16 protein-coding genes are annotated in these 19,294 nt (G+C 67.8%); 8 read left to right on the forward strand and 8 right to left on the reverse strand.

The window, feature by feature from the left end:
- Positions 1-9 precede the first annotated feature (9 nt).
- The 3 genes from NJE57_RS11475 to NJE57_RS11485 are packed head-to-tail and all read left to right on the forward strand — an operon-like array spanning position 10 to position 2,466.
- Entirely contained in the window at positions 10-1,152 is a 1,143-nt protein-coding gene (locus NJE57_RS11475) for an acyl-CoA dehydrogenase family protein (RefSeq protein ID WP_319028559.1), read from the forward strand.
- Positions 1,149-1,619: a DUF4334 domain-containing protein gene (locus NJE57_RS11480; RefSeq protein WP_319028560.1), complete on the forward strand. Its 471-nt coding sequence runs from the start codon at positions 1,149-1,151 to the stop codon at positions 1,617-1,619. Before NJE57_RS11475 ends, NJE57_RS11480 begins: the two co-directional genes overlap by 4 nt.
- A 46-nt stretch (positions 1,620-1,665) precedes the next feature.
- Positions 1,666-2,466, forward strand: a complete 801-nt coding sequence (locus NJE57_RS11485; RefSeq protein ID WP_319028561.1) for an LLM class F420-dependent oxidoreductase — start codon at positions 1,666-1,668, stop codon at positions 2,464-2,466.
- Positions 2,467-2,621: 155 nt separating this feature from the next.
- Here NJE57_RS11485 and NJE57_RS11490 read toward each other — a convergent pair whose 3' ends face one another.
- Both NJE57_RS11490 and NJE57_RS11495 read right to left on the reverse strand, forming a co-directional pair.
- Complete coding sequence (locus tag NJE57_RS11490; RefSeq protein WP_319028562.1) at positions 2,622-3,032, reverse strand: hypothetical protein; 411 nt, start codon at positions 3,030-3,032, stop codon at positions 2,622-2,624.
- Positions 3,033-3,242: 210 nt separating this feature from the next.
- Positions 3,243-4,880, reverse strand: a complete 1,638-nt coding sequence (locus tag NJE57_RS11495) for an FAD-dependent monooxygenase (RefSeq protein ID WP_319028563.1) — start codon at positions 4,878-4,880, stop codon at positions 3,243-3,245.
- A 355-nt stretch (positions 4,881-5,235) separates the two neighbouring features.
- On the opposite strand from NJE57_RS11495, the gene NJE57_RS11500 reads away from it, so the two are divergent.
- Entirely contained in the window at positions 5,236-8,643 is a 3,408-nt protein-coding gene (locus NJE57_RS11500) for a pyruvate carboxylase (RefSeq protein WP_319028564.1), read from the forward strand.
- A 98-nt stretch (positions 8,644-8,741) separates the two neighbouring features.
- Here NJE57_RS11500 and NJE57_RS11505 read toward each other — a convergent pair whose 3' ends face one another.
- From NJE57_RS11505 to NJE57_RS11525, 5 genes are all read right to left on the reverse strand, one after another.
- Positions 8,742-8,966, reverse strand: coding sequence for a hypothetical protein (locus NJE57_RS11505; protein ID WP_319028565.1), 225 nt, complete (start codon positions 8,964-8,966; stop codon positions 8,742-8,744).
- A gap of 2 nt (positions 8,967-8,968) precedes the next feature.
- Positions 8,969-9,829 (reverse strand): carbohydrate ABC transporter permease, encoded by an 861-nt coding sequence (locus NJE57_RS11510; RefSeq protein WP_319028804.1) that lies wholly within the window; start codon positions 9,827-9,829, stop codon positions 8,969-8,971.
- Between the two features lie 83 nt (positions 9,830-9,912).
- Positions 9,913-10,902, reverse strand: a complete 990-nt coding sequence (locus tag NJE57_RS11515) for a sugar ABC transporter permease (protein WP_319028566.1) — start codon at positions 10,900-10,902, stop codon at positions 9,913-9,915.
- Positions 10,903-11,005: 103 nt separating this feature from the next.
- Positions 11,006-12,274, reverse strand: coding sequence for an ABC transporter substrate-binding protein (locus NJE57_RS11520; RefSeq protein ID WP_319028567.1), 1,269 nt, complete (start codon positions 12,272-12,274; stop codon positions 11,006-11,008).
- Positions 12,275-12,552: 278 nt separating this feature from the next.
- Positions 12,553-13,608 carry a sn-glycerol-3-phosphate ABC transporter ATP-binding protein UgpC gene (locus NJE57_RS11525; protein ID WP_319028568.1) on the reverse strand — a complete coding sequence of 352 codons (1,056 nt, stop codon included), beginning with the start codon at positions 13,606-13,608 and terminating at the stop codon, positions 12,553-12,555.
- A gap of 216 nt (positions 13,609-13,824) precedes the next feature.
- Here NJE57_RS11525 and NJE57_RS11530 point away from each other — a divergent pair, with 216 nt between their 5' ends.
- A complete protein-coding gene (locus tag NJE57_RS11530) occupies positions 13,825-15,915 on the forward strand; it encodes a PhoX family phosphatase (RefSeq protein ID WP_319028570.1) in 2,091 nt (696 codons plus the stop codon).
- Positions 15,916-15,935: 20 nt separating this feature from the next.
- Here the strand turns inward: NJE57_RS11530 and NJE57_RS11535 are convergent, their stop codons facing one another.
- Entirely contained in the window at positions 15,936-16,748 is an 813-nt protein-coding gene (locus NJE57_RS11535) for an alpha/beta fold hydrolase (RefSeq protein WP_319028571.1), read from the reverse strand.
- 206 nt (positions 16,749-16,954) lie between these two features.
- On the opposite strand from NJE57_RS11535, the gene NJE57_RS11540 reads away from it, so the two are divergent.
- From NJE57_RS11540 to NJE57_RS11550, 3 genes are all read left to right on the forward strand, one after another.
- Complete coding sequence (locus tag NJE57_RS11540; protein ID WP_319028572.1) at positions 16,955-17,404, forward strand: MarR family transcriptional regulator; 450 nt, start codon at positions 16,955-16,957, stop codon at positions 17,402-17,404.
- A 29-nt stretch (positions 17,405-17,433) separates the two neighbouring features.
- Positions 17,434-18,108, forward strand: coding sequence for an SDR family oxidoreductase (locus tag NJE57_RS11545; protein ID WP_319028573.1), 675 nt, complete (start codon positions 17,434-17,436; stop codon positions 18,106-18,108).
- An 89-nt stretch (positions 18,109-18,197) separates the two neighbouring features.
- Entirely contained in the window at positions 18,198-19,271 is a 1,074-nt protein-coding gene (locus NJE57_RS11550) for a 2-dehydropantoate 2-reductase (RefSeq protein WP_319028574.1), read from the forward strand.
- The last annotated feature ends 23 nt before the right edge of the window (positions 19,272-19,294 follow it).

Below are 19,294 nucleotides of genomic sequence, written 5' to 3' on the forward strand. Positions count from 1 at the left end.
AGGCCAGAAGTGTTCGACATCCTCACCGAAGAGCAGCGAGACTTCGCGAAGTCCATCGATGACTTCTGCGCACGCGAGGTCGGCAGCGTCGAGAAGAGAAGTGAGCTCACCACGGAGGGTGGCACCCACTCGCCCGAGATCTACTCCAAGATGGCCGACCTCGGCTGGTTGGGCCTGACCATCCCCGAGGAGTACGGGGGCGCCGACGCCGGAGCCGTGGAGCTCTGCCTGCTGCTCGAGCACTCCCTGCGCGGTCTCGCTCCCATCGGCGGCATCGGCCCCACCCTCATCACCGCGGCGGCCTACCAGAAGTTCGGCACGGAGGAGCAGCGCAGGCGCGCCCTCGAGCTGGTCGTCGGTGGTGGCACCCTGTCCATCTCCATGTCCGAGCCCGGCGCCGGGTCCGACGTCGCGGCGCTGCGGTGCAAGGCCGTCCGCGACGGCGACGACTGGGTCATCACCGGCCAGAAGACCTGGTGCTCCAACGCCCACTTCGCCGACCGCATCCTGCTCGTGGCGCGCACCGATTCGTCGGGTGCCAAGCACGAGGGCATCACCATGTTCGACGTCCCCGCCGACATCGAGGGCCTGCAGATCACCGGCATCGAGACCATGGGCGGCAAAGAGGTCAACGACCTGTACTTCACCGACGTGCGCCTCCCGGCGGACTCGGTGATCGGCGAGGTCGGGGGCGGCTGGAAGCAGCTCATGACCGGGCTCAACACCGAGCGGCTCATCCTGGCCGCGATGCAACTCGGCGTGGCCCAGCGCGCCTTCGACGACTGCCTGACGTTCGTCCGCGAGCGGGAGCAGTTCGGTCGCCCCGTCGGTACGTTCCAGGTCATCCGCCACCGCATGGCCGACCTGGCCACCGAGATCGAGGCCACGCGCCTGCTGGTCTACGCCGTGGCCAAGAAGATCGATGACTCCGACCCCCAGGCACTGTTCCCCCGCGAGGCCTCGATGGCCAAGCTCAAGGCCAGCGAGCTGAGCAAGCGCGTCACCCTGGAGTGCATGCAGTCGATGGGCGGCTACGGCTACGCCACCGAATACGGCATGGAACGCCTGGTCCGCCAGGCCGTGGTGTCCACCATCTACGGCGGCACCAACGAGGTCCAGCGCGACATCATCGGGAAGACGTACGGACTGTGAGCACGACACACGCCGACGAGCTGACCGCGATCCGGGCCCTCGAGACCGTCCCCGCCGACCGGGTGGCGGCGCTCTGGGACTCGCTCGAGCCCGCCGGGATCGACGAGATCGCCGGGAGCCGCTGGCGGGGCACCGGCCTCGACACCGGGCACCCGATGTTCGCGATGCTCGGCCAGATGCGCTGGTGGGGCAAGGACTTCACCGACTCCCGCAAGGTGGACCCGATCCTGGTCACCGACGACTCCGGATCGGTCGTCCCCGACACCTCCGCCACGGGCGGGGGCGGGGCCTCGCTCTGGGAGGTCTCCTTCCGCGGCCGCCCGTGCGCGTCCATGGTGTACGACCGGCTGCCGGTGATCGACCACTTCGCCGTCGTCGATCCCGACACCCTCCTGGCCGTGATGAACGGACGGGGGACCATCAACGAGGGTGAGCACTTCTGGTTTGTCCTCGAACGCGAGAAGTAGCGCGAGCCGGGTGCACGGGACGGCGATGCGGACCACACTGGTGGGCATGACCCCAGAGATCGAACGCCCGGTCCGCATCGCCGTCCAACTCCAGCCCCAGCACGCGCCCGACTACGGGCTCCTGCGCGACGCCGTCCGCCGCTCCGAGGACGCAGGCGTGGACGTGGTCTTCAACTGGGACCACTTCTTCCCGCTGTACGGCGACCCCGACGGTGCCCACTTCGAGTGCTGGACGATGCTCGCCGCGTGGGCCGAGCAGACCGAACGGGTGGAGATCGGCGCCCTGGTCACCTGCAACACCTACCGGAACCCCGACCTGCTCGCCGACATGGCGCGGACCGTCGACCACATCTCCGGGGGCCGCCTGATCCTGGGCCTGGGCAGCGGGTGGTTCGAGCGGGACTACGCCGAGTACGGCTACGAGTTCGGCACCAAGGGGTCGCGGCTCGACGACCTCGGGCACTCACTCGAGCGGATCGAACAGCGCTTCGCCAGGCTCACGCCCGCCCCGACACGGGACATCCCCGTGTTGCTGGGCGGCGGTGGCGAGAAGAAGACCCTGCGTCACGTGGCCCGCCACGCCGACATCTGGCACTCGTTCGTGGACGTGGAGACCTACCGCCACAAGTCCGAGGTGCTGGCCCGGCACTGCGCTGATGTGGGGCGCGATCCCGCCCAGATCGAGCGCTCCACCGAGATCGGCGGCGCCAGCTCGCCCGACGAGGCGAAGCGACTCGCGGAGGACCTGCACGCCGAGGGCGTCACGTTGTTCACGGTGGGCCTCAACGGCCCGGACTACCCACTGGACCTGGTGGAGTCGCTGGTGGCCTGGCGCGACGGCCGCTGACGCCCGTCGGACCACGAACTCGGATGTCACTGGTTGCCGAACCCGGAGTCGCGAACCCGGAGTCGACCGTCCGATCCTCAGCTGACTACGACACCCACGGTTCCCGCCGCGCGACTTGCTTCGGGTTGACGACAATCCGAAGTCGGGGGGCTGTCTCAGTGGCGTTCGTGGAGCTGCAACTCGGCAAGCACTCCGGCTATCGCGAATCCCCCGGCGATTGCGCAACCCGCGATTCGAGTTCGACGAGGCAGATTCGCCGTCAGCGCGAATGCACCGGTATCCCAGACGTCGACCACGACTCCGGCGCGTAGCAACATGCGCACGGAGACCGGAGCGTAGCGAGTCGCGGCGAACAGCCCTCCGCCGATGTAGATCTCGCGGACCCCGAAGGTGCGAGCTGCTGCTCGGGTGGTTGCCAGAGCCGCGTCCGGCCCGGCAAGGAGCTCGTTCGCCTTGGCAGGGGCGATCATATGGGCGATGCCGATCGCGGTCCGTCCCAGTCCTACAACCTCGGGAAGGTAGGAGAGGGTCGCGCGGAGCCGGGATGATGTAGAAGCGAAAACCATGACACTGTTCCTTACGTTGTCTGTGCGGACCACCACGGTCTTGCGGCCATCGTCGTGTGTCCGTTCGAGCACTGCGGATCCCTCGTCTATCGCCCCTTCGAGGACGGTCGGTTCGCCGAGAGCCGGAAGAGGTCCGGCGGCACCATGAGCACCGAAGCGACACGATGGTGAGGCCGGCGGAATTCCCGGTCGACGAGGGAGCAAATCCTGCTACCCGCCCGTCAGTTGCAGGCCCCCTACGACGACCTTGGCCACGCGGTCGTAGTCCGCAGTGGTCAATTCGCGATCGCTGCCGTAGATGAAATGGTCGGGTCGAACGAGGAAGCCGTGTGCACGGGCACGACGCAATTGCCTCCCGAGGATCCCCTCAGTGTCGACGTAGTGCCCGCGGGCCACCGAGTGGGAGGCGATGGCCGACGAGTGCTCCAGTTTCACTTCGGCCACCCCGGCATCGGCAAGCTGTCGGGGAATCGGTGCCGCCGGGAGGCCGACCCACGTCCACTGGTTGTCCAAGACGGTGTCCAACCGAACTGGTGTCAGATCCGATCCGACCACCCAGGGCTGTTTGATGAACGTGCCACGGGGACTGCGTAGCGACGAGGAACGGCTGAAGAAGCCTTCATCGGTGCCCAGCTTGTACACCGGTTTGGGGCCCATTCCGGTGAGCCACGGGCCGACGCCGGGAACCTTGGCGACGAGGCCCGCCGCGGAGTCGCGGAGTCGTACCGCTGCGCTGTTTCCCAGCATGACTACCCCCCCGATCCCCAGGGAGAACTTTGTCAGCTGCTCCACATTCGTGCGACGCTCCGCTTCGTAGGTCGCCAACAGGTCCGGCCGCGCGCCACCGTTCACCACTGCGTCGAGCTTCCAGCACAGATTCGCCACGTCGCGGACCCCAGAAGAAACGCCCTGCCCGGCGAAAGGCGGCATGATGTGCGCCGCGTCGCCGGCCAGGAACACTCTGCCCTTGCTCCATTGTTCAGCCTGCCGGATATGGAAGGTGTATCCCCAGCTCCGATATATCTCGACCTTGTCGTAGTCGATACCGCGTTCAGCCAGAAGGCCGCGCAGACCGGCTTCGGTCTGCAACTGCTCGACCGTTTCCCCCTCGTTCACCCGGAACTCGACCCGGTGGTAGCCCATCGGGCACGGGCAGTCGACACCCGGCCGCTTCGGATCGGAGATGAAGGTGAAATCCAAGGGTGCGTCGACGGGCAGGTCGTACCAAGCACGCAACTGGATATCGAACCAGGGTTCCTCGATGTGCTTGCCGGGCAAAGCGATTCCCAGCATCTTGCGGATCGGGCTCGAACCACCGTCGCACGCGATCACGTATCGACCTGTGATGACCTGGGCGGGCCCCCCATCGACCTGACGGAGAGAGACCGTCACCCCGTCGCCGTCCTGCTCGAGTCCGACCGCGTCAAGGCCAGGCATCAGGGTGACGGTCGAATACCTGTCCATTCCTTCGCGCAGCACACGCTCCAGTTCGGGCTGATGGTAGTAGCACATGCCCGGCACGCCCTGGTCGCGACTCTTGGAGGAGGTCATCGACAAGAAGGTTCTGTCCCCGTGTTTGAAATGCACGCGGACATCCGATGACATCGTCTTGAGCATCTCGTCGAACAATCCGAGGCCCTGCCATACGCGGTGCGCGTCCTCATCTGAGGCGATCGCACGCTGCCTCGGGTAGATGGAGGTGTCACGCTCGATGACAGCGGTCCGGATACCGCGCTGACCGAGGAGGTTCGCGGCCGTCGCACCTGTCGGGCCCAGCCCGATGACGATGACATCCACGTCAAAGTCCTTGTTCGTCGAGCGGTGACGGTCGATGTCGCTGCCGGTCATGATCTTCCTCCTTGAAAGAATTCGTCCGGCACGGGCCGGGTGCGTGACTCAGTGCCGCACGCTGCTTGGTTCCGTTCACAGCGGAAGTCGTGGAGCGAGTTGGAGTGCTCGCCCGTGGAGCGAGCGGCGTGAGCGCCGCGCCCCTGCCGCAACCACCTTCTCGAGCACTGGCCCGAGCCTCCGTGCGCATTGACTGCTGATCTCATCATGTGTGACGATACCGTCACACTAGTCGGTCACGTGGCAGATTTCACTTTTCTCCGCAACGTCGTCGGCGATGGCGCGGCAGACTTCGACTTGGACGTAGCGCATTCCACCGCCCGCCTCTGACGACCCACCCGAGGAGTTCCCCCAGATGTTTTCCAAGGTGCTTGTTGCCAATCGCGGTGAGATCGCCATCAGGGCGTTCCGCGCGTCCTACGAGCTCGGAGCCTCGACCGTGGCTGTATTTCCGATAGAGGACCGAAATTCGGTTCATCGCACCAAAGCGGACGAGGCGTACGAGATCGGCGAGGCAGGCCATCCGGTCCGCAACTACCTGTCAGTGCCGTTGATCATTGACACGGCAGTACGCGCCGGGGCCGACGCCGTCTACCCGGGATACGGCTTCCTGTCAGAGAACCCCGAACTGGCTTCCGCGTGCGCCGAGGCCGGCATCACTTTCGTCGGGCCGACTCCGGATGTGTTGGAGTTGACCGGGAACAAGGCGCGAGCGATCGCGGCCGCTCGTGAGGCTGGGCTGCCGGTACTTGCGTCCTCGGAGCCCTCCACCGATGTCGACGCTCTGATGGCTGCCGCCGGCTCGATGACGTTCCCGGTGTTCGTCAAGGCTGTGGCGGGCGGTGGTGGCCGCGGCATGCGTCGCGTGACGGACCTTGCTGACCTGCGTGAGGCCATAGAGGCCGCCGCGCGCGAGGCTGAGTCCGCGTTCGGCGACGCCACCGTCTTCCTGGAACAAGCCGTGATCGAGCCTCGTCACATCGAAGTTCAGATTCTCGCCGACACCCACGGCAATGTCATTCATCTCTTCGAGCGGGACTGCTCGGTGCAGCGGCGGCACCAGAAGGTCGTCGAACTGGCTCCTGCTCCGAACCTGGATTCGGCGCTGCGGGATCGCATCTGTGCTGATGCAGTGGCTTTCGCGAAGCAGATCGGCTACTCGTGCGCCGGTACCGTGGAATTTCTCGTCGACCGAGATGGGAACCACGTGTTCATAGAGATGAACCCGCGCATTCAGGTCGAACACACGGTCACCGAAGAGATCACCGACGTCGACCTGGTGCAGTCACAGCTGCGGATCGCTGCCGGCGAATCGCTTGCGGAACTGGGGTTGCATCAGGACGACATTCGAATTCGGGGCGCAGCCATGCAGTGCCGAATCACTACCGAGGACCCCTCCAACGACTTCAGGCCCGACACCGGACGGATCACCGCGTACCGTACGCCGGGCGGTGCCGGCATCCGCCTGGATGGTGGCACGACGTTGGGCGCTGAGGTCAGCGCGTACTTCGACTCGATGCTGGTGAAGCTCACGTGCCGTGGACGCACCTTCGAAGATGCTGCGGCCAGGTCGCGTCGAGCCCTGGCCGAGTTCCGGATCCGCGGAGTATCGACCAACATTCCGTTCCTGCAGAGCCTGCTCGATGATCCTGACTTCCGAGGCGGACGAGTGACCACCTCGTTCATCGCTGAGAGGCCGCATTTGTTGGCCTCTCGCTCCTCCGGTGACCGCGGCACCAAAATTCTGAGCTACCTCGCCGATGTCACGGTGAACAAGCCGCACGGCGACCGGCCGAGCACGGTGTACCCCCAGGACAAATTGCCCGATCTCGACCTCTCCGTGCCACCGCCCGCCGGATCGCGACAACGACTGCTCACACTCGGACCCGAGGGTTTCGCACGAGACCTCAGAGACCAGAGGGCTGTCGGAGTCACCGACACCACCTTTCGCGATGCCCACCAATCTCTGCTTGCGACGCGGGTGCGAACGTCCGGATTGCTGATGGTGGCGCCGTACGTGGCGCGAGCGACTCCGGAACTGCTGTCCGTCGAATGCTGGGGCGGAGCCACCTATGACGTGGCGCTTCGATTCCTTCACGAGGATCCGTGGGAGCGACTGGCCGCGCTGCGCGAGGCGATACCGAACATCGCTCTGCAGATGTTGCTGCGCGGCAGGAACACCGTCGGGTACACGCCCTACCCCGAGCGCGTCACTACTGCGTTCGTCAACGAGGCCGCCGCCACCGGTGTGGACATATTCCGGATCTTCGATGCGCTGAACAACGTCGATCAGATGCGTCCTGCCATCGACGCGGTCCGGTCCACCGGAACGACCGTCGCCGAGGTTGCCATGTCGTACACCGGTGACCTGTCCGACCCCAACGAATCGCTGTATACCCTCGACTACTACCTACGGCTGGCCGAGCAGATCGTCGACGCCGGCGCCCACGTCCTGGCGATCAAGGATATGGCCGGACTGCTCCGTGCCCCAGCTGCCACAACGCTGGTCACCGCGCTTCGCAAGAACTTCGACCTACCCGTCCACGTGCACACTCACGACACCCCGGGCGGTCAGCTCGCCACCTACCTCGCAGCGTGGCAGGCCGGCGCGGACGCGGTCGACGGTGCATCGGCTGCTATGGCGGGAACCACCAGCCAGCCGGCACTGTCGGCAATAGTCGCTGCGGCTGCACACACCGATCACGACACCGGGCTCGACCTCCGAGCGGTGTGCGACCTCGAACCCTATTGGGAGGCACTCCGCAAGGTCTACTCGCCGTTCGAATCCGGGCTCCCCGCCCCGACAGGCCGGGTCTACACCCACGAGATTCCGGGCGGTCAGCTCTCCAATCTCAGGCAACAAGCCGTTGCACTCGGTCTGGGCGATCGCTTCGAAGCAATCGAGAAGGCGTACGCCGATGCCGACCGCCTGCTGGGCCGGCTGATCAAGGTCACTCCGTCCTCGAAGGTGGTGGGCGACCTCGCTCTTCACCTGGTAGGCGCCGGAGTGTCCGTGGAGGAATTCTCCTCGGACCCAGCGCGGTTCGACATTCCCGATTCGGTGATCGGATTCCTGCGCGGAGACCTCGGCGCCCCGGCCGGAGGCTGGCCTGAGCCGTTCCGCAGCACAGCACTCCACGGACGCAGTCCAGGCCGGGGCGAGGCGCCCTTGACATCGCAGGACGAAGCGCTTCTGTCGGGAACCTCAGCCGAGCGCCGAGATCGCTTGAACCATCTCCTCTTTCCAGGGCCGGCCAGGGAACTGGACGAGCATCGACACAGGTTCGGCGACACCTCGGGATTGTCCGCCAACCAGTTCTTCTACGGTCTGCGTCAGGGTGACGAGCACCGCGTCCGCTTGGAGAAGGGCGTGGAACTGTTGATCGGCTTGGAAGCGATCTCCGAACCCGACGACGCCGGTATGCGGACGGTCATGTGCATCCTCAACGGTCAGCTTCGCCCCGTGGCTGTGCGAGACAGGTCGATCGCAGCGGAAGCTCCTGTCTCCGAGAAGGCGGACCGTACCGATCCCTCGCACCTGGCGGCACCATTCGCGGGCGTGGTCACCATGACCGCAAGTGAGGGACAGACAGTGTCCAAGGGCGATGCCGTCGCCACTGTCGAGGCCATGAAGATGGAGGCGGCCATCACCGCTCCTCGCTCGGGAACAGTCAGACGCATCGCCATATCCGATATCGCCCAGGTCGAGGGCGGCGACCTCATCGCCGTCATCGCGGTCGGAGATACCACCGACCAGTCGTGAACTCCCGCCCCAGGCAGCCGCACCTGCGGTCATCACCACCGTCGTCTCGGCGGTCTACGTCGTTGCCCAGGGGTTGGCGATCTAGGCGAGCGGTGGTCTCACCCGCGGTTGACGGCGCGATCGGCGCGCCGCCACACGCGGAAGGTGTACCAGGACGCCCCGAGCATCAGGACCAGCACGAACGAGGCCAGCATCGACGGCCGCCCGGCCACGATCAGCCCGGCGGCGTTGACCAGCGCCAACACGGTGAAGAAGCCGACGAACCCGCCCAGGACCTCCAGCCGCTGCCGGGTCCCGAGCGCGTCGCCACCGCTGCGGGCCACGATCAGCTCTTGAGCCCGCCGGCGGTGAGGCCGGAGACGATGCGCCGCTGGAAGATCAGCACCATGATCACCAGCGGCACGGTCACGAGCGCTCCAGCCGCCATGATGGCTGCGTACGGCGGGGTGTACGGGTTGACGCCGGCGAACCGGGCGATCGCCACCGTGACCGGCTCCGTCGCGGTGGTGGACAGCTGCTGAGACAGCAGGAATTCGTTCCAGGTGATGATGAAGGCCAAAATCGCGGTGGTGAACAGCGCCGGGGCGGCGAGCGGCAGGATGATCTTGATGAACGCCTGGCCGCGGGTGGCGCCGTCGACGCGCGCTGCCTCCTCCAACTCCCACGGGAGGTCGTTGAAGAACGACGTCAGGGTGTAGATGGTCAGCGGCAGCGCGAACGAGATGTTGGGGATGATGAGCGCCTGGTAGGTGCCGATCCAGCCGATGTCGGTGAACAGCTGGAACAGCGGTGTCACCAGCGCGACACCGGGGAACATCGAGGCGGCGAGGATGATGCCGGTGACCAGGAACTTGCCCCGGAAGTCGACGCGGGCCAGCGCGTAGGCCGTGAACACCCCGAACAGCAGGGCGACGGTCGTGGTGACCGCGCCGATGATCAGCGAGTTGATGATTGCGCCCAGGAAGTCGTTCCCCGCGGAGGTGGACAGCGCCTCGCCGAAATTGTCCAGGGTGACGTGGGAGGGCAGCGGGTTGGCCGAGAACGCGAACTGATTGTCGCGGAACGCGGTGACGAGCATCCAGTAGAACGGCGCCAACCCCCAGATCAGGATCAGCACGGCGCCGACGTAGGTGCCGACGGTCCGGCCGAGGGGCTTGCGGGGCGCGCGGAGATCGTCGTTGTTCACGTCGCTGTGCGCGCCGGGGAGGGACGACGACGAGGTGGACGACCCCCTGGCCGGCGAGGAACTCGGTTCGGACGCGCGGTGACTCACCGGATCTCCTCCTTCTTGCCGGTGCGGTCCTCCACGACGTTGGCGCCCAGGAACCTCACCATGATGAACGCCACGGCGAAGATCAGGAGGAAGACCAGGGTCGATATCGCTGAGGCGCTGTTGAAGTTGCCCATCCGCATCTCGTTGACCACCAGCATGGAGATGGTGGCCGTGGGCGAGTTGGAGTTGGCCGACACCAGGATCACCGGCAGGTCGTACATGCGCAACGCGTCGAGGGTGCGGAACAGGATCGCCACCATGAGGGCGGGGCGGACCAACGGGAGGGTGATCTTCGTGAACTGCTGCCATCTGGACGCCCCGTCGACGCGGGCCGCCTCGTAGACGTCCCCGGGGATCATCTGCAGACCCGCGAGGATGAGTAACGCCATGAAGGGAGCAGTCTTCCAGGTGTCCGCCACGATGATGGCGATGCGGGCGTAGAAGGGGTCCGTGGTCCACGCGATGTCGGCGCCGAGGAGCTTGTTGGCGATGCCCTGGTCGGCGAAGATGAACGCCCACAATTTGGCGGTGACCGCAGTGGGGATCGCCCACGGGATCAGTACCGCCGCGCGCAGTAGCGAGCGGCCCCAGATGCTCTTACCCATGACCACGGCCATCGCGAATCCGAGCACGGTCTCGAGCGAGACTGTGGTGACCGTGAAGAGCATGGTGTTGCCCATGGCCGGCCAGAAGTCCGTGGCCGAAACGCCCGGTGGGCAGGTGACGGTGCCGTCGCCGGTCGGCGCGGGGCACGCCTGGGTGAGCCAGTAGAGGTAGTGCTTGATACCGACGAAACCGCCGGCGGAAAACATGCCGGTGGATGGATCCAGGCCGCGGTCGGCCATGAAGGACAGGTAGACCGCGCGGACGATCGGGTAGCCGATCACCACCGCGAGGATGACGAGCGCGGGGCCCACCATCCAGACCGGCCGCCAGTCGAACCTCTTGCGGACCAGCGGAGCGGGAGCTTTCTCGCTCGTCGTCATTCGTCAGCTCCTCGTCGGATCACGCCGGCCTCCACCCAGTGAGGCCGGTGGGCCCCGGAGAACGTTACCCGGGGCCCACCGGCCGCATGTCAGGAACCAGCGGTCACTCGGCCTGCTGGATCGCGGCGCTCATGTCGGTGAGCGCCTGATCGATGCTCTTCTGATCCTTGAGTGCGGCGTAGGTGTTGTCCTGGATCGCCTTGGTCACCTCCGGGTAGAACGGGGTGACCGGACGGGGCTCGGCGTTGTCCAGGGCCGCCTTGAGTGCGCCCATGTACGGGAACTCCTGCTGCAGTGCCTCGTCGTCGTAGATCGAGGACAGCACCGGGGGGAACGACTCCTGGGCGAAGCCCATCTGGACGTCCTCGGAGATGACGTACTCGAGGAAGGCCTTCACCGTGGCCTTGTTCTCCGAGTAGACGTTGATGGCGTTGTTGTAGCCGCCGAGGGTGGACTTGCCCGGCCCGTCCGGTCCGACGATGGGCGCGACGTCGAAGTTGCCCTGGACCTCCGAGGTGGGGTCGGTCTGGGCCGACTCGTACATGTACGGCCAGTTGTAGGCGTACATGGTGCGGCCGCCGAGGAACGCCTGCGCGGTCTCCTCCTCCGTGAAGCCGTCAGACTTCATGGCGATGACGTCGCTCTTGTAGGCATCGACCAGCGCGGTCAGGCCGGCGCGGGTCTCCTCGCTGTCGAGCTCCGGGGTCTGGCCGTCGTCGCCGACGACCTGGCCGCCCCAGCTGTTGATGAACTCGGTCGCCGCGACGGTCAGGCCCTCGTACTGCTTGAGCTGCGTGACCATGCAGTCGATCGCGGCCTCTGCGGCGGCGCCGCAGGACTCGACGAGCGCGCCCCAGTTGGCGGGCGCCTCGGGCTGGAGATCGGTGCGGTAGTAGAGGAGCTGGGCGTTGGTGTTCTGCGGAACGGCGTACAGGGTGCCGTTGTAGGTGGCCGAGTCGACCGCGGCGTCGATCAATCCGCTGGTGTCGACCTCGGTCTCGCCCTCGATCGGCTGCAGCCAACCGTTGGCGGCGAAATAGGCCGTGTCGGTGACGTCGAGCGCGAACGCGTCGTACTCCCCGCTCTCCGTCTGCAGGGACTGCACCAGCGTGTCGCGCTGGGCGTCCGCCTCGCCGGCGAGCTCGTGGAGGGTCACCTCCTGGTCGGGGTTGTCCGCGTTCCACTGCTCGATGACCGGGCGGAGCTTGTCGGTGTCGTTCTTGCCCATCGCGAAGGTGATCGGACCGACGCCCGAGGTGCCGGCATCCGCCTGCTCGTCGCCCTCTCCTCCACCGGAGGAACAGCCCGCGGATACCACCGCGACGATGGACGCGGCCGCCGCCGCCTTGAGGAACCTGCCGTGAACGGCCATGTGCCTTCTCCTACTGTCGTGTCTCGACTCCCATCGGCGTGTGCCGACGGTCAGTGGACCGGCATCGGTGTGACACGGGTCTCACTGAGGACCTGCTGAGCGTAACCCACGCGAGGGCGGTGGCGACGGACCATCTGCGTCCACGGCGCCGATTCCCCGTGACCCCCGCGCCGCGAGCGTTACGAGAGCCAGGTCACACGCGACACTCTAACAACAACAGATGTCGGGTTCGCGCGCACTCCCTGGCGTGGCGGGGAGTGACGGGGATACCCGCGTTCTCAGCGCAGCCGTGCCCCGGTCTCCACGTCGAAGAAGCGGACCTCGCCGTCGTGCGCCTCCAGGTGCAGGGTCTCACCCTTGCGCGGGTGGACGCCCTGTTCGGCGCGGTAGACCACCGGGTGACCGTCGTCGGTGGAGCAGTGCAGGTAGCTGTCAGCACCCAGCTCCTCGACCAGGTCGACCGTCACCCGCAGCCCGTCGCCGTCGGCGGCGATCCGCAGGTGCTCGGGGCGGACACCGACGGTCACCCGCCGGCCCGCCCCGGGCGGCACCGGCTCGCCGAAGCCCCGGAGGTCGACCCTGCCGTCCGCGACGGGTGCCTGGAAGAGGTTCATGGCCGGGGAGCCGATGAATCCGGCGACGAACGCGTTGACCGGATTGTGGTAGAGCTCGCGGGGCGTGTCGACCTGCTGCAGGATGCCGTCCTGGAGCACCGCCACCCGGTCCCCCATGGTCATGGCCTCGACCTGGTCGTGGGTCACGTAGATCATGGTGGTGTGCAGGTCACGCTGCAGTTTGGCGATCTGGGAGCGGGTGGCCACGCGGAGCTTGGCGTCCAGGTTCGACAGCGGCTCGTCCATGAGGAAGACGCGGGGGTCGCGCACGATCGCCCGGCCCATGGCCACCCGCTGGCGCTGGCCACCGGAGAGCTCTTTGGGTTTGCGGTCCAGGTAGTCGGTCAGATCGAGCATCCGCGCCGCCCGGTCCACCCGCTCGACGATCTCCGTCTTGGGCACCTTGGCCAGCTTCAGCGCGAAACCCATGTTCTCCCGGACCGTGTAGTGCGGGTAGAGCGCGTAGTTCTGGAACACCATCGCGATGTCCCGGTCCCTGGGTTGGGTGCCGGTGACGTCCCTGTCGCCGATGAGTATGCGCCCGGCCGAGACGTCCTCCAACCCGGCGAGCGCGCGCAGCGTGGTGGATTTACCGCAGCCCGACGGCCCGACCAGGACGAGGAACTCGCCGTCGGCGATCTCCAGATCGAGTCGGTCCACGCTACGCCGCGCGGCGCCCGGGTAGACGATGGACACGTTCTCGAAGGTCACCGAAGCCATGCGAAATTTTCCCTTCACCGGCGTCGAACGTGCCGGGCGATCCGAGATAGAGGGCGAACACGACGACTGTAGCGCCACCACTCCGTAGTTCACCCACACTGCGCGCACAGTTCATCCCCGCGTGTCCCCACCACGCCCGGCCCGTAGCCCGGGCTCCCTAGGGTCACAGCGTCCTCGTGCGCCCGCGCGGGGCCCACACGTCTTCAGGGAGACCCGTTGTCAGTCCGTCGTCTGCTTCCGCTCGCCAGCCCCGGCATCTCCAACCGTCAGCACGTGACCTGTCTGTACAAGTGCGGTGACCAGTGCGCGGCACCCGTCCCCAACACCAGTGACAACCCCTACTTCGGCGATGTCGCCACCGGGATCAGCCGCCGGGGCGCGCTCAAGGCCGCCGGCGTCGTCGCACTCGCCGTCGGCGGGGCCCACGCCCTCCCCGCCACGGTGGCCGCTCAGGGATCGCTGGGCACCGGCTCCGCGGGCGCGCTCGGGTCCTCGGGCGGCGGAACGCTCGATACCGGTTTCACTCCGGTGTCTCCCAACACCGCGGACGCCGTCACGGTCCCGGCCGGGCACTCGAGCCAGGTGGTGATCCGCTGGGGCGACCCGGTGATCCCCGGTGCGCCCGCCTTCGACTTCGAGAACCAGTCGGCCGCGGCGCAGGCCCTGCAGTACGGCTACAACTGCGACCTCGCGGTCCTGTACCCCATGGACGACCGCGACGGCCGGTTCCTGCTGATCGTCAACCACGAGTACACGACCGAGCCGTCGATGTTCCGCGGGTACGACCCGGACGCGCCCACCCGAGCGCAGGTCGAGACCGCATGGGCCGCACACGGGCTGACCGTCGTCGAGCTCGCGAGCCGCGCAGGCGACGGTGGACTCGACCCCGTGATGGGCTCCTACAACCGCCGCATCACCGCGACCACTCCCTTCGAGCTCCGCGGCCCCGCCGTCGGTGCGCTCACCCGTACCACCGCCGACCCGACCGGCACCCGCGTGCTGGGGACCCTCAACAACTGCGCCGGGGGACACACCCCGTGGGGGACCGTGCTCTCCGGGGAGGAGAACTTCAACCAGTACTTCGGTACCTCCTCCGGCGTCACCGATCCCACCCGGCTGGCGGCCTACAGCCGGTACGGCATCTCCGTCTCCACCTCCGGCCGCCGGTGGGAGGAGTTCGACGACCGCTTCGACCTGGCCGCCGAGCCCAACGAGGTCAACCGGTTCGGCTACGTCGTCGAGGTGGACCCCTGGGACCCGAACTCGACCCCCGTCAAGCACTCCGCGCTCGGCAGGTTCAAGCACGAGGGCGGCACCGTCCACGTGACCGCCGACGGGACCGTCGTGCTCTACTCGGGCGACGACGAGCGGTTCGACTACCTGTACAAGTTCGTCTCCAGCCGCAAGGTCGTACCCGGGCGGACCGCCGCGGCCCGGGCCCAGAACATGAAGATCCTCGACGAGGGGACCCTGTACGTGGCCACCTTCACCGGGAACTCCCCGGAGTCCGAGATCGACGGCTCGGGCTCACTCCCCTCCGACGGCGCGTTCGACGGGACCGGTGCCTGGATCCCGCTCATGACCGTGGACCCCGCCGGCAACGCCGTCTCCCACGTCACCGGCATGACCGCGGAGCAGGTGGCCGTGCACACCCGCATGGCGGGCGACGCGGTCGGGGCCACCAAGATGGACCGCCCCGAGGACGTCGAACCCAGCCCCACCACCGGCAAGGTCTACATGGCGCTCACCAACAACTCCCGTCGCACGGTCGACCAGGTCGACGAGGCCAATCCCCGGCATACCAACAAGCACGGTCAGGTCGTCGAGATCACCGACGACCACGCCGGAACGGCCTTCGGGTGGAATCTGCTGCTGGTGTGCGGTGACCCGGCCGCCGCCGACACCTACTTCGGCGGCTTCGACAAGTCCAAGGTCAGCCCCATCTCATGCCCGGACAACGTGGCCTTCGATCCGGCCGGCGGCCTGTGGGTGTCCACCGACGGCAACGCACTCGGGTTCAACGACGGCCTGTACTCGGTGTCCACCGAGGGACCGAACCGGGGCGAGACCAAGCTGTTCCTCACCGTGCCGGTGGGGGCGGAGACCTGCGGCCCGCTGCTGTTCGAGAACCGGGCGATCGTCAACGTCCAGCACCCGGGCGAAACGGACGGCGCCTCGATCGAGAACCCCTCCTCCTACTGGCCGGACGGCGGGACCTCTCAGCCGCGACCGTCGACGGTCGTGGCGTGGAAGGACGGGTTCACCGGCGGCTCCGGTTCTCTCGCGACGGGTTCCCTGGGCTCCTGATCGGTCATACGCGGGGCCGGTCAGACCCGGCTTCCCGGCCCCGCGTATGCGAGCCCTCGCTCGACGGTCGCGGCGATCGAGGCGGCGACGCCCTCCGGATCGTCCGACATCGGAACGTGCCCGTCGGCCGCGATCTCCACCCGTGCCTGCGGGAACAACCGCGCGGCGAGCTTGGCCTGCCGCACCGGCAGGACCAGGTCGAACCTCCCCCACCGGATGGTGATCGGCAGGTCCTCGTCGACCGGCGCGGTGAACAGGAACGTGCCGCGGTCTGCGCGTTCCAACACGGTGTTGGTGACGATCGCCTCACCGTCGATCGCCGCGGCCTCGGCCGGATACCGCCACGGCCTGGCGCAGAACACGCCCATCATCACCGCGCGGCCGGCAGCCCGCTCGGTGAGCGTGGGGATGTGTCGTCCCAGTTTTCCGGCAACCCGCTGCAGGCCGCGGAAGACGGTCACGGTGTAGCGGAAGTCCGCGTCGGAACGGAAGAACCCGGCCGGCGAGAGCGCGGTGACGCTGCTCGCCAATCCACGGGCGCCCAGCTCCAGGGCCAGGAAGCCGCCGAGGGAGTTCCCTGCGACGTGCGGACGTTCCCCCTCCGGCACGACCTCCCCGATGAGCTCCACCATTTGATCGATCATGTACTCGAGCACGTCGCCCGCGTCCGGGAGCGCCGCCGACTCCCCGTGCCCGGGCAGGTCCACCACCACCACCCGGAAACGGTCCGTGAGCAGCGGGACGACCGGATCCCACGCGTGAGCGCGATGACAGACGCCGTGGATCAGAACGACGGTGGGACCGGAGCCGGAGACCTGGTGATACAAACCCATGCCGACAGTATCCCCCACGGGCCCGGGATGACGCCCCATGACCGCGCGGGAACGTGCTTACATTCCACTCATGCGGCTGTGGGGGACGCGCTCGTCAGGGGGCACCGGATGGGCACTCTGGAATGAACCCTGCGGAATGGGCCCTGTGGAATGAACCCTGTGGAATGAACGCCGAGGAATGAACACCGTGAAACGGACACAGTGACATGGACACCGTGACGAGCGGCCTGGCGACGGAGTTCCGTCCCCTTCTCCTGCGACTGGACCTGCTGGCCAGGCGGCAGAGCACCCGGTACGCGCTCAGTCGGGCGCAGACCTCGATCCTGCACACGCTCGCCTGCCACGGCCGGCTCCGGATGAGCGACCTGGCCCGGTTGGAGAACGTCCGGATCCCCACGACCAGCAATTCTGTGACCGTCGTCGAGAGCATGGGTTACGTGCGGCGGGTGCCGGACGAATCCGACGGACGCGGGGTCTGCGTGGAGCTCACCGACTTCGGTCGCGCCCGCATCGACCAGGTGCTCCGGGCCCGCGACCGGGATTTCGCCGAGCAACTGTCCCGACTGTCCCGGGAACAACGGGAGACCCTCTCCGCGGCGGTCCCGGCCCTCACCGCGCTGCTCGACGCCTTCGACCGAACCGACACCACTCGTTGAGGCCCCCCGGGCGTCTACCGTTGCCCGGCATGAGCACAGTTGTCGTCACCGGAGCCTCCCGCGGAATCGGCGCGGCCACCGCCAGGGCGTTGCAGTCCCGACACGACCTGGTTCTGGTGGGCCGCGACACCGACGCACTGGACTCGGTGGCCCGGGCCTGCCGATCCGCCAGGGTCGTGACCGCCGACCTCACGACAGTGGACGGGGTCGCGCTGGCCGCCGGCGGGATCGACACCCTCGACGGGCTGGTCCACTGTGCCGGGGTCGCCGAGCTCAGCAGTATCGAGAAGTCCGACGCGGCCCAGTGGCGCCGCGCGTTCGAGGTCAACGTGCTGGCGGTGGTCGAGCTCACCCGGGTGTTGCTCCCGGCGCTCCGCGCGGCCCGGGGCCACGTCGTCGTCGTCAACTCCGGCGCGGGGACCACCGCCAAGCCGGGCTGGGGCTCCTACAGCGCCTCCAAGTTCGCGGCCCGCGCCGTCACCGACACCCTCCGCGGGGAGGAACCCGCCCTGCGGGTCACCTCGATCCACCCCGGCCGGGTGGACACCGACATGCAGCGCGCGATCATCGCCCGGGAGGGCGGGACCTACGACCCGTCGGACCACCTCGCCGCCGACTCGGTGGCCACCGCGATCCGGCAGGCGCTCGAGGCGAACCCCGACGCCCACCCGACCGAGATCGTGCTCAGGCCGAGACCCCGCTGAGAACCCCCGCGCGACCCGTGCCGTCGCGGTGACCCCGCCGCGCGAACCCACCGCCGCATAGGCGAAGGTGTCGTAACGTCAGCGGCACCATGACCGGCTCGGACTCCCCCCTGCGCATCACCGTCATCGGCGCCGGCGTGGTCGGTTGCTATCTGGGCGGCCGACTCGCCCGCCACGCCGACGTGACCCTGGTCGGGCGCCCCCACGTCCTCGACCCGATCCGGGCGGTGGGTCTGACAGTGGAATCGGGGGAGGGCGAGGGCGACCGGCTGCACGTACCGGCCGACGCCCTGACCCTGGCCACGACCCCCGAATCCGTACGGCGCTCGGACGTGATCCTGGTGTGCACCAAGGCCGGCCAGACCGCCGCGGCCACCGAGGAACTCGTCCCGTTCCTCCGGCCGGGCACGATCGTGGTGGGGATGCAGAACGGGCTGCACTCGGCGGATCAGATCCGGGACGGGGTGCGGTCCACGCCAGTGATCGCGGGGGTCATCCCCTTCAACGTGGCCCGGACCGGGCCCGCCACCTATCGCCGGACCAGCCGCGGTGAGATCCGGGTCGCCGAGCATCCCCTGGCCGCGCCCCTCATCCGCGTGATGACGGAGGCCGACCTGCGGGTCCGCGCCACCGACGACATCCAGGCCGTGCTGCACGGCAAGGTGCTGCTCAACCTCAACAACGCCGTCCAGGCCCTGTCCGGCCTGCCGCTGCGCACCGAGCTCCTGGAGAGGGACCTGCGACGATGCGTGGCGCTCTGCCAGATCGAGGCCAACCGGGTCTTCACCGCCGCCGGCGTGGTGCCACGGGTGCCCGTCGCGGTCCCCGCCGGGATGTTGCCGTTCGTCATGCGGCTGCCCACGCCGGCCTTCCGCCGGCTCGCCAGGGCTGTCATGCGGGTCGACGCGGACGGGACGTCGTCCATGAACGACGACCTGGTCCGGGGACGGCCCACCGAGATCGACGTCCTCCAGGGTGAGGTGGTGAGCATGGCCCGCCGTCTCGGGATGGAGGCGCCGGCCTGCGCACGCATGGTCGAGCTGGTCCACGAGGCCGAGGAGGCCGGGACCGCCCGCCGGCGGTGGACCGGCAGGGAGCTGCTCGCCGATCTGCAGCGCGCTCGGCGCCTGGCCCGGCGGCTCGGTCATGGGCGCTACGGCTAGGACCCCGCCGCGGGGCCGGCGGG

Source organism: Dietzia sp. PP-33, from assembly GCF_033790845.1.
Taxonomy (GTDB): Bacteria; Actinomycetota; Actinomycetes; order Mycobacteriales; family Mycobacteriaceae; genus Dietzia.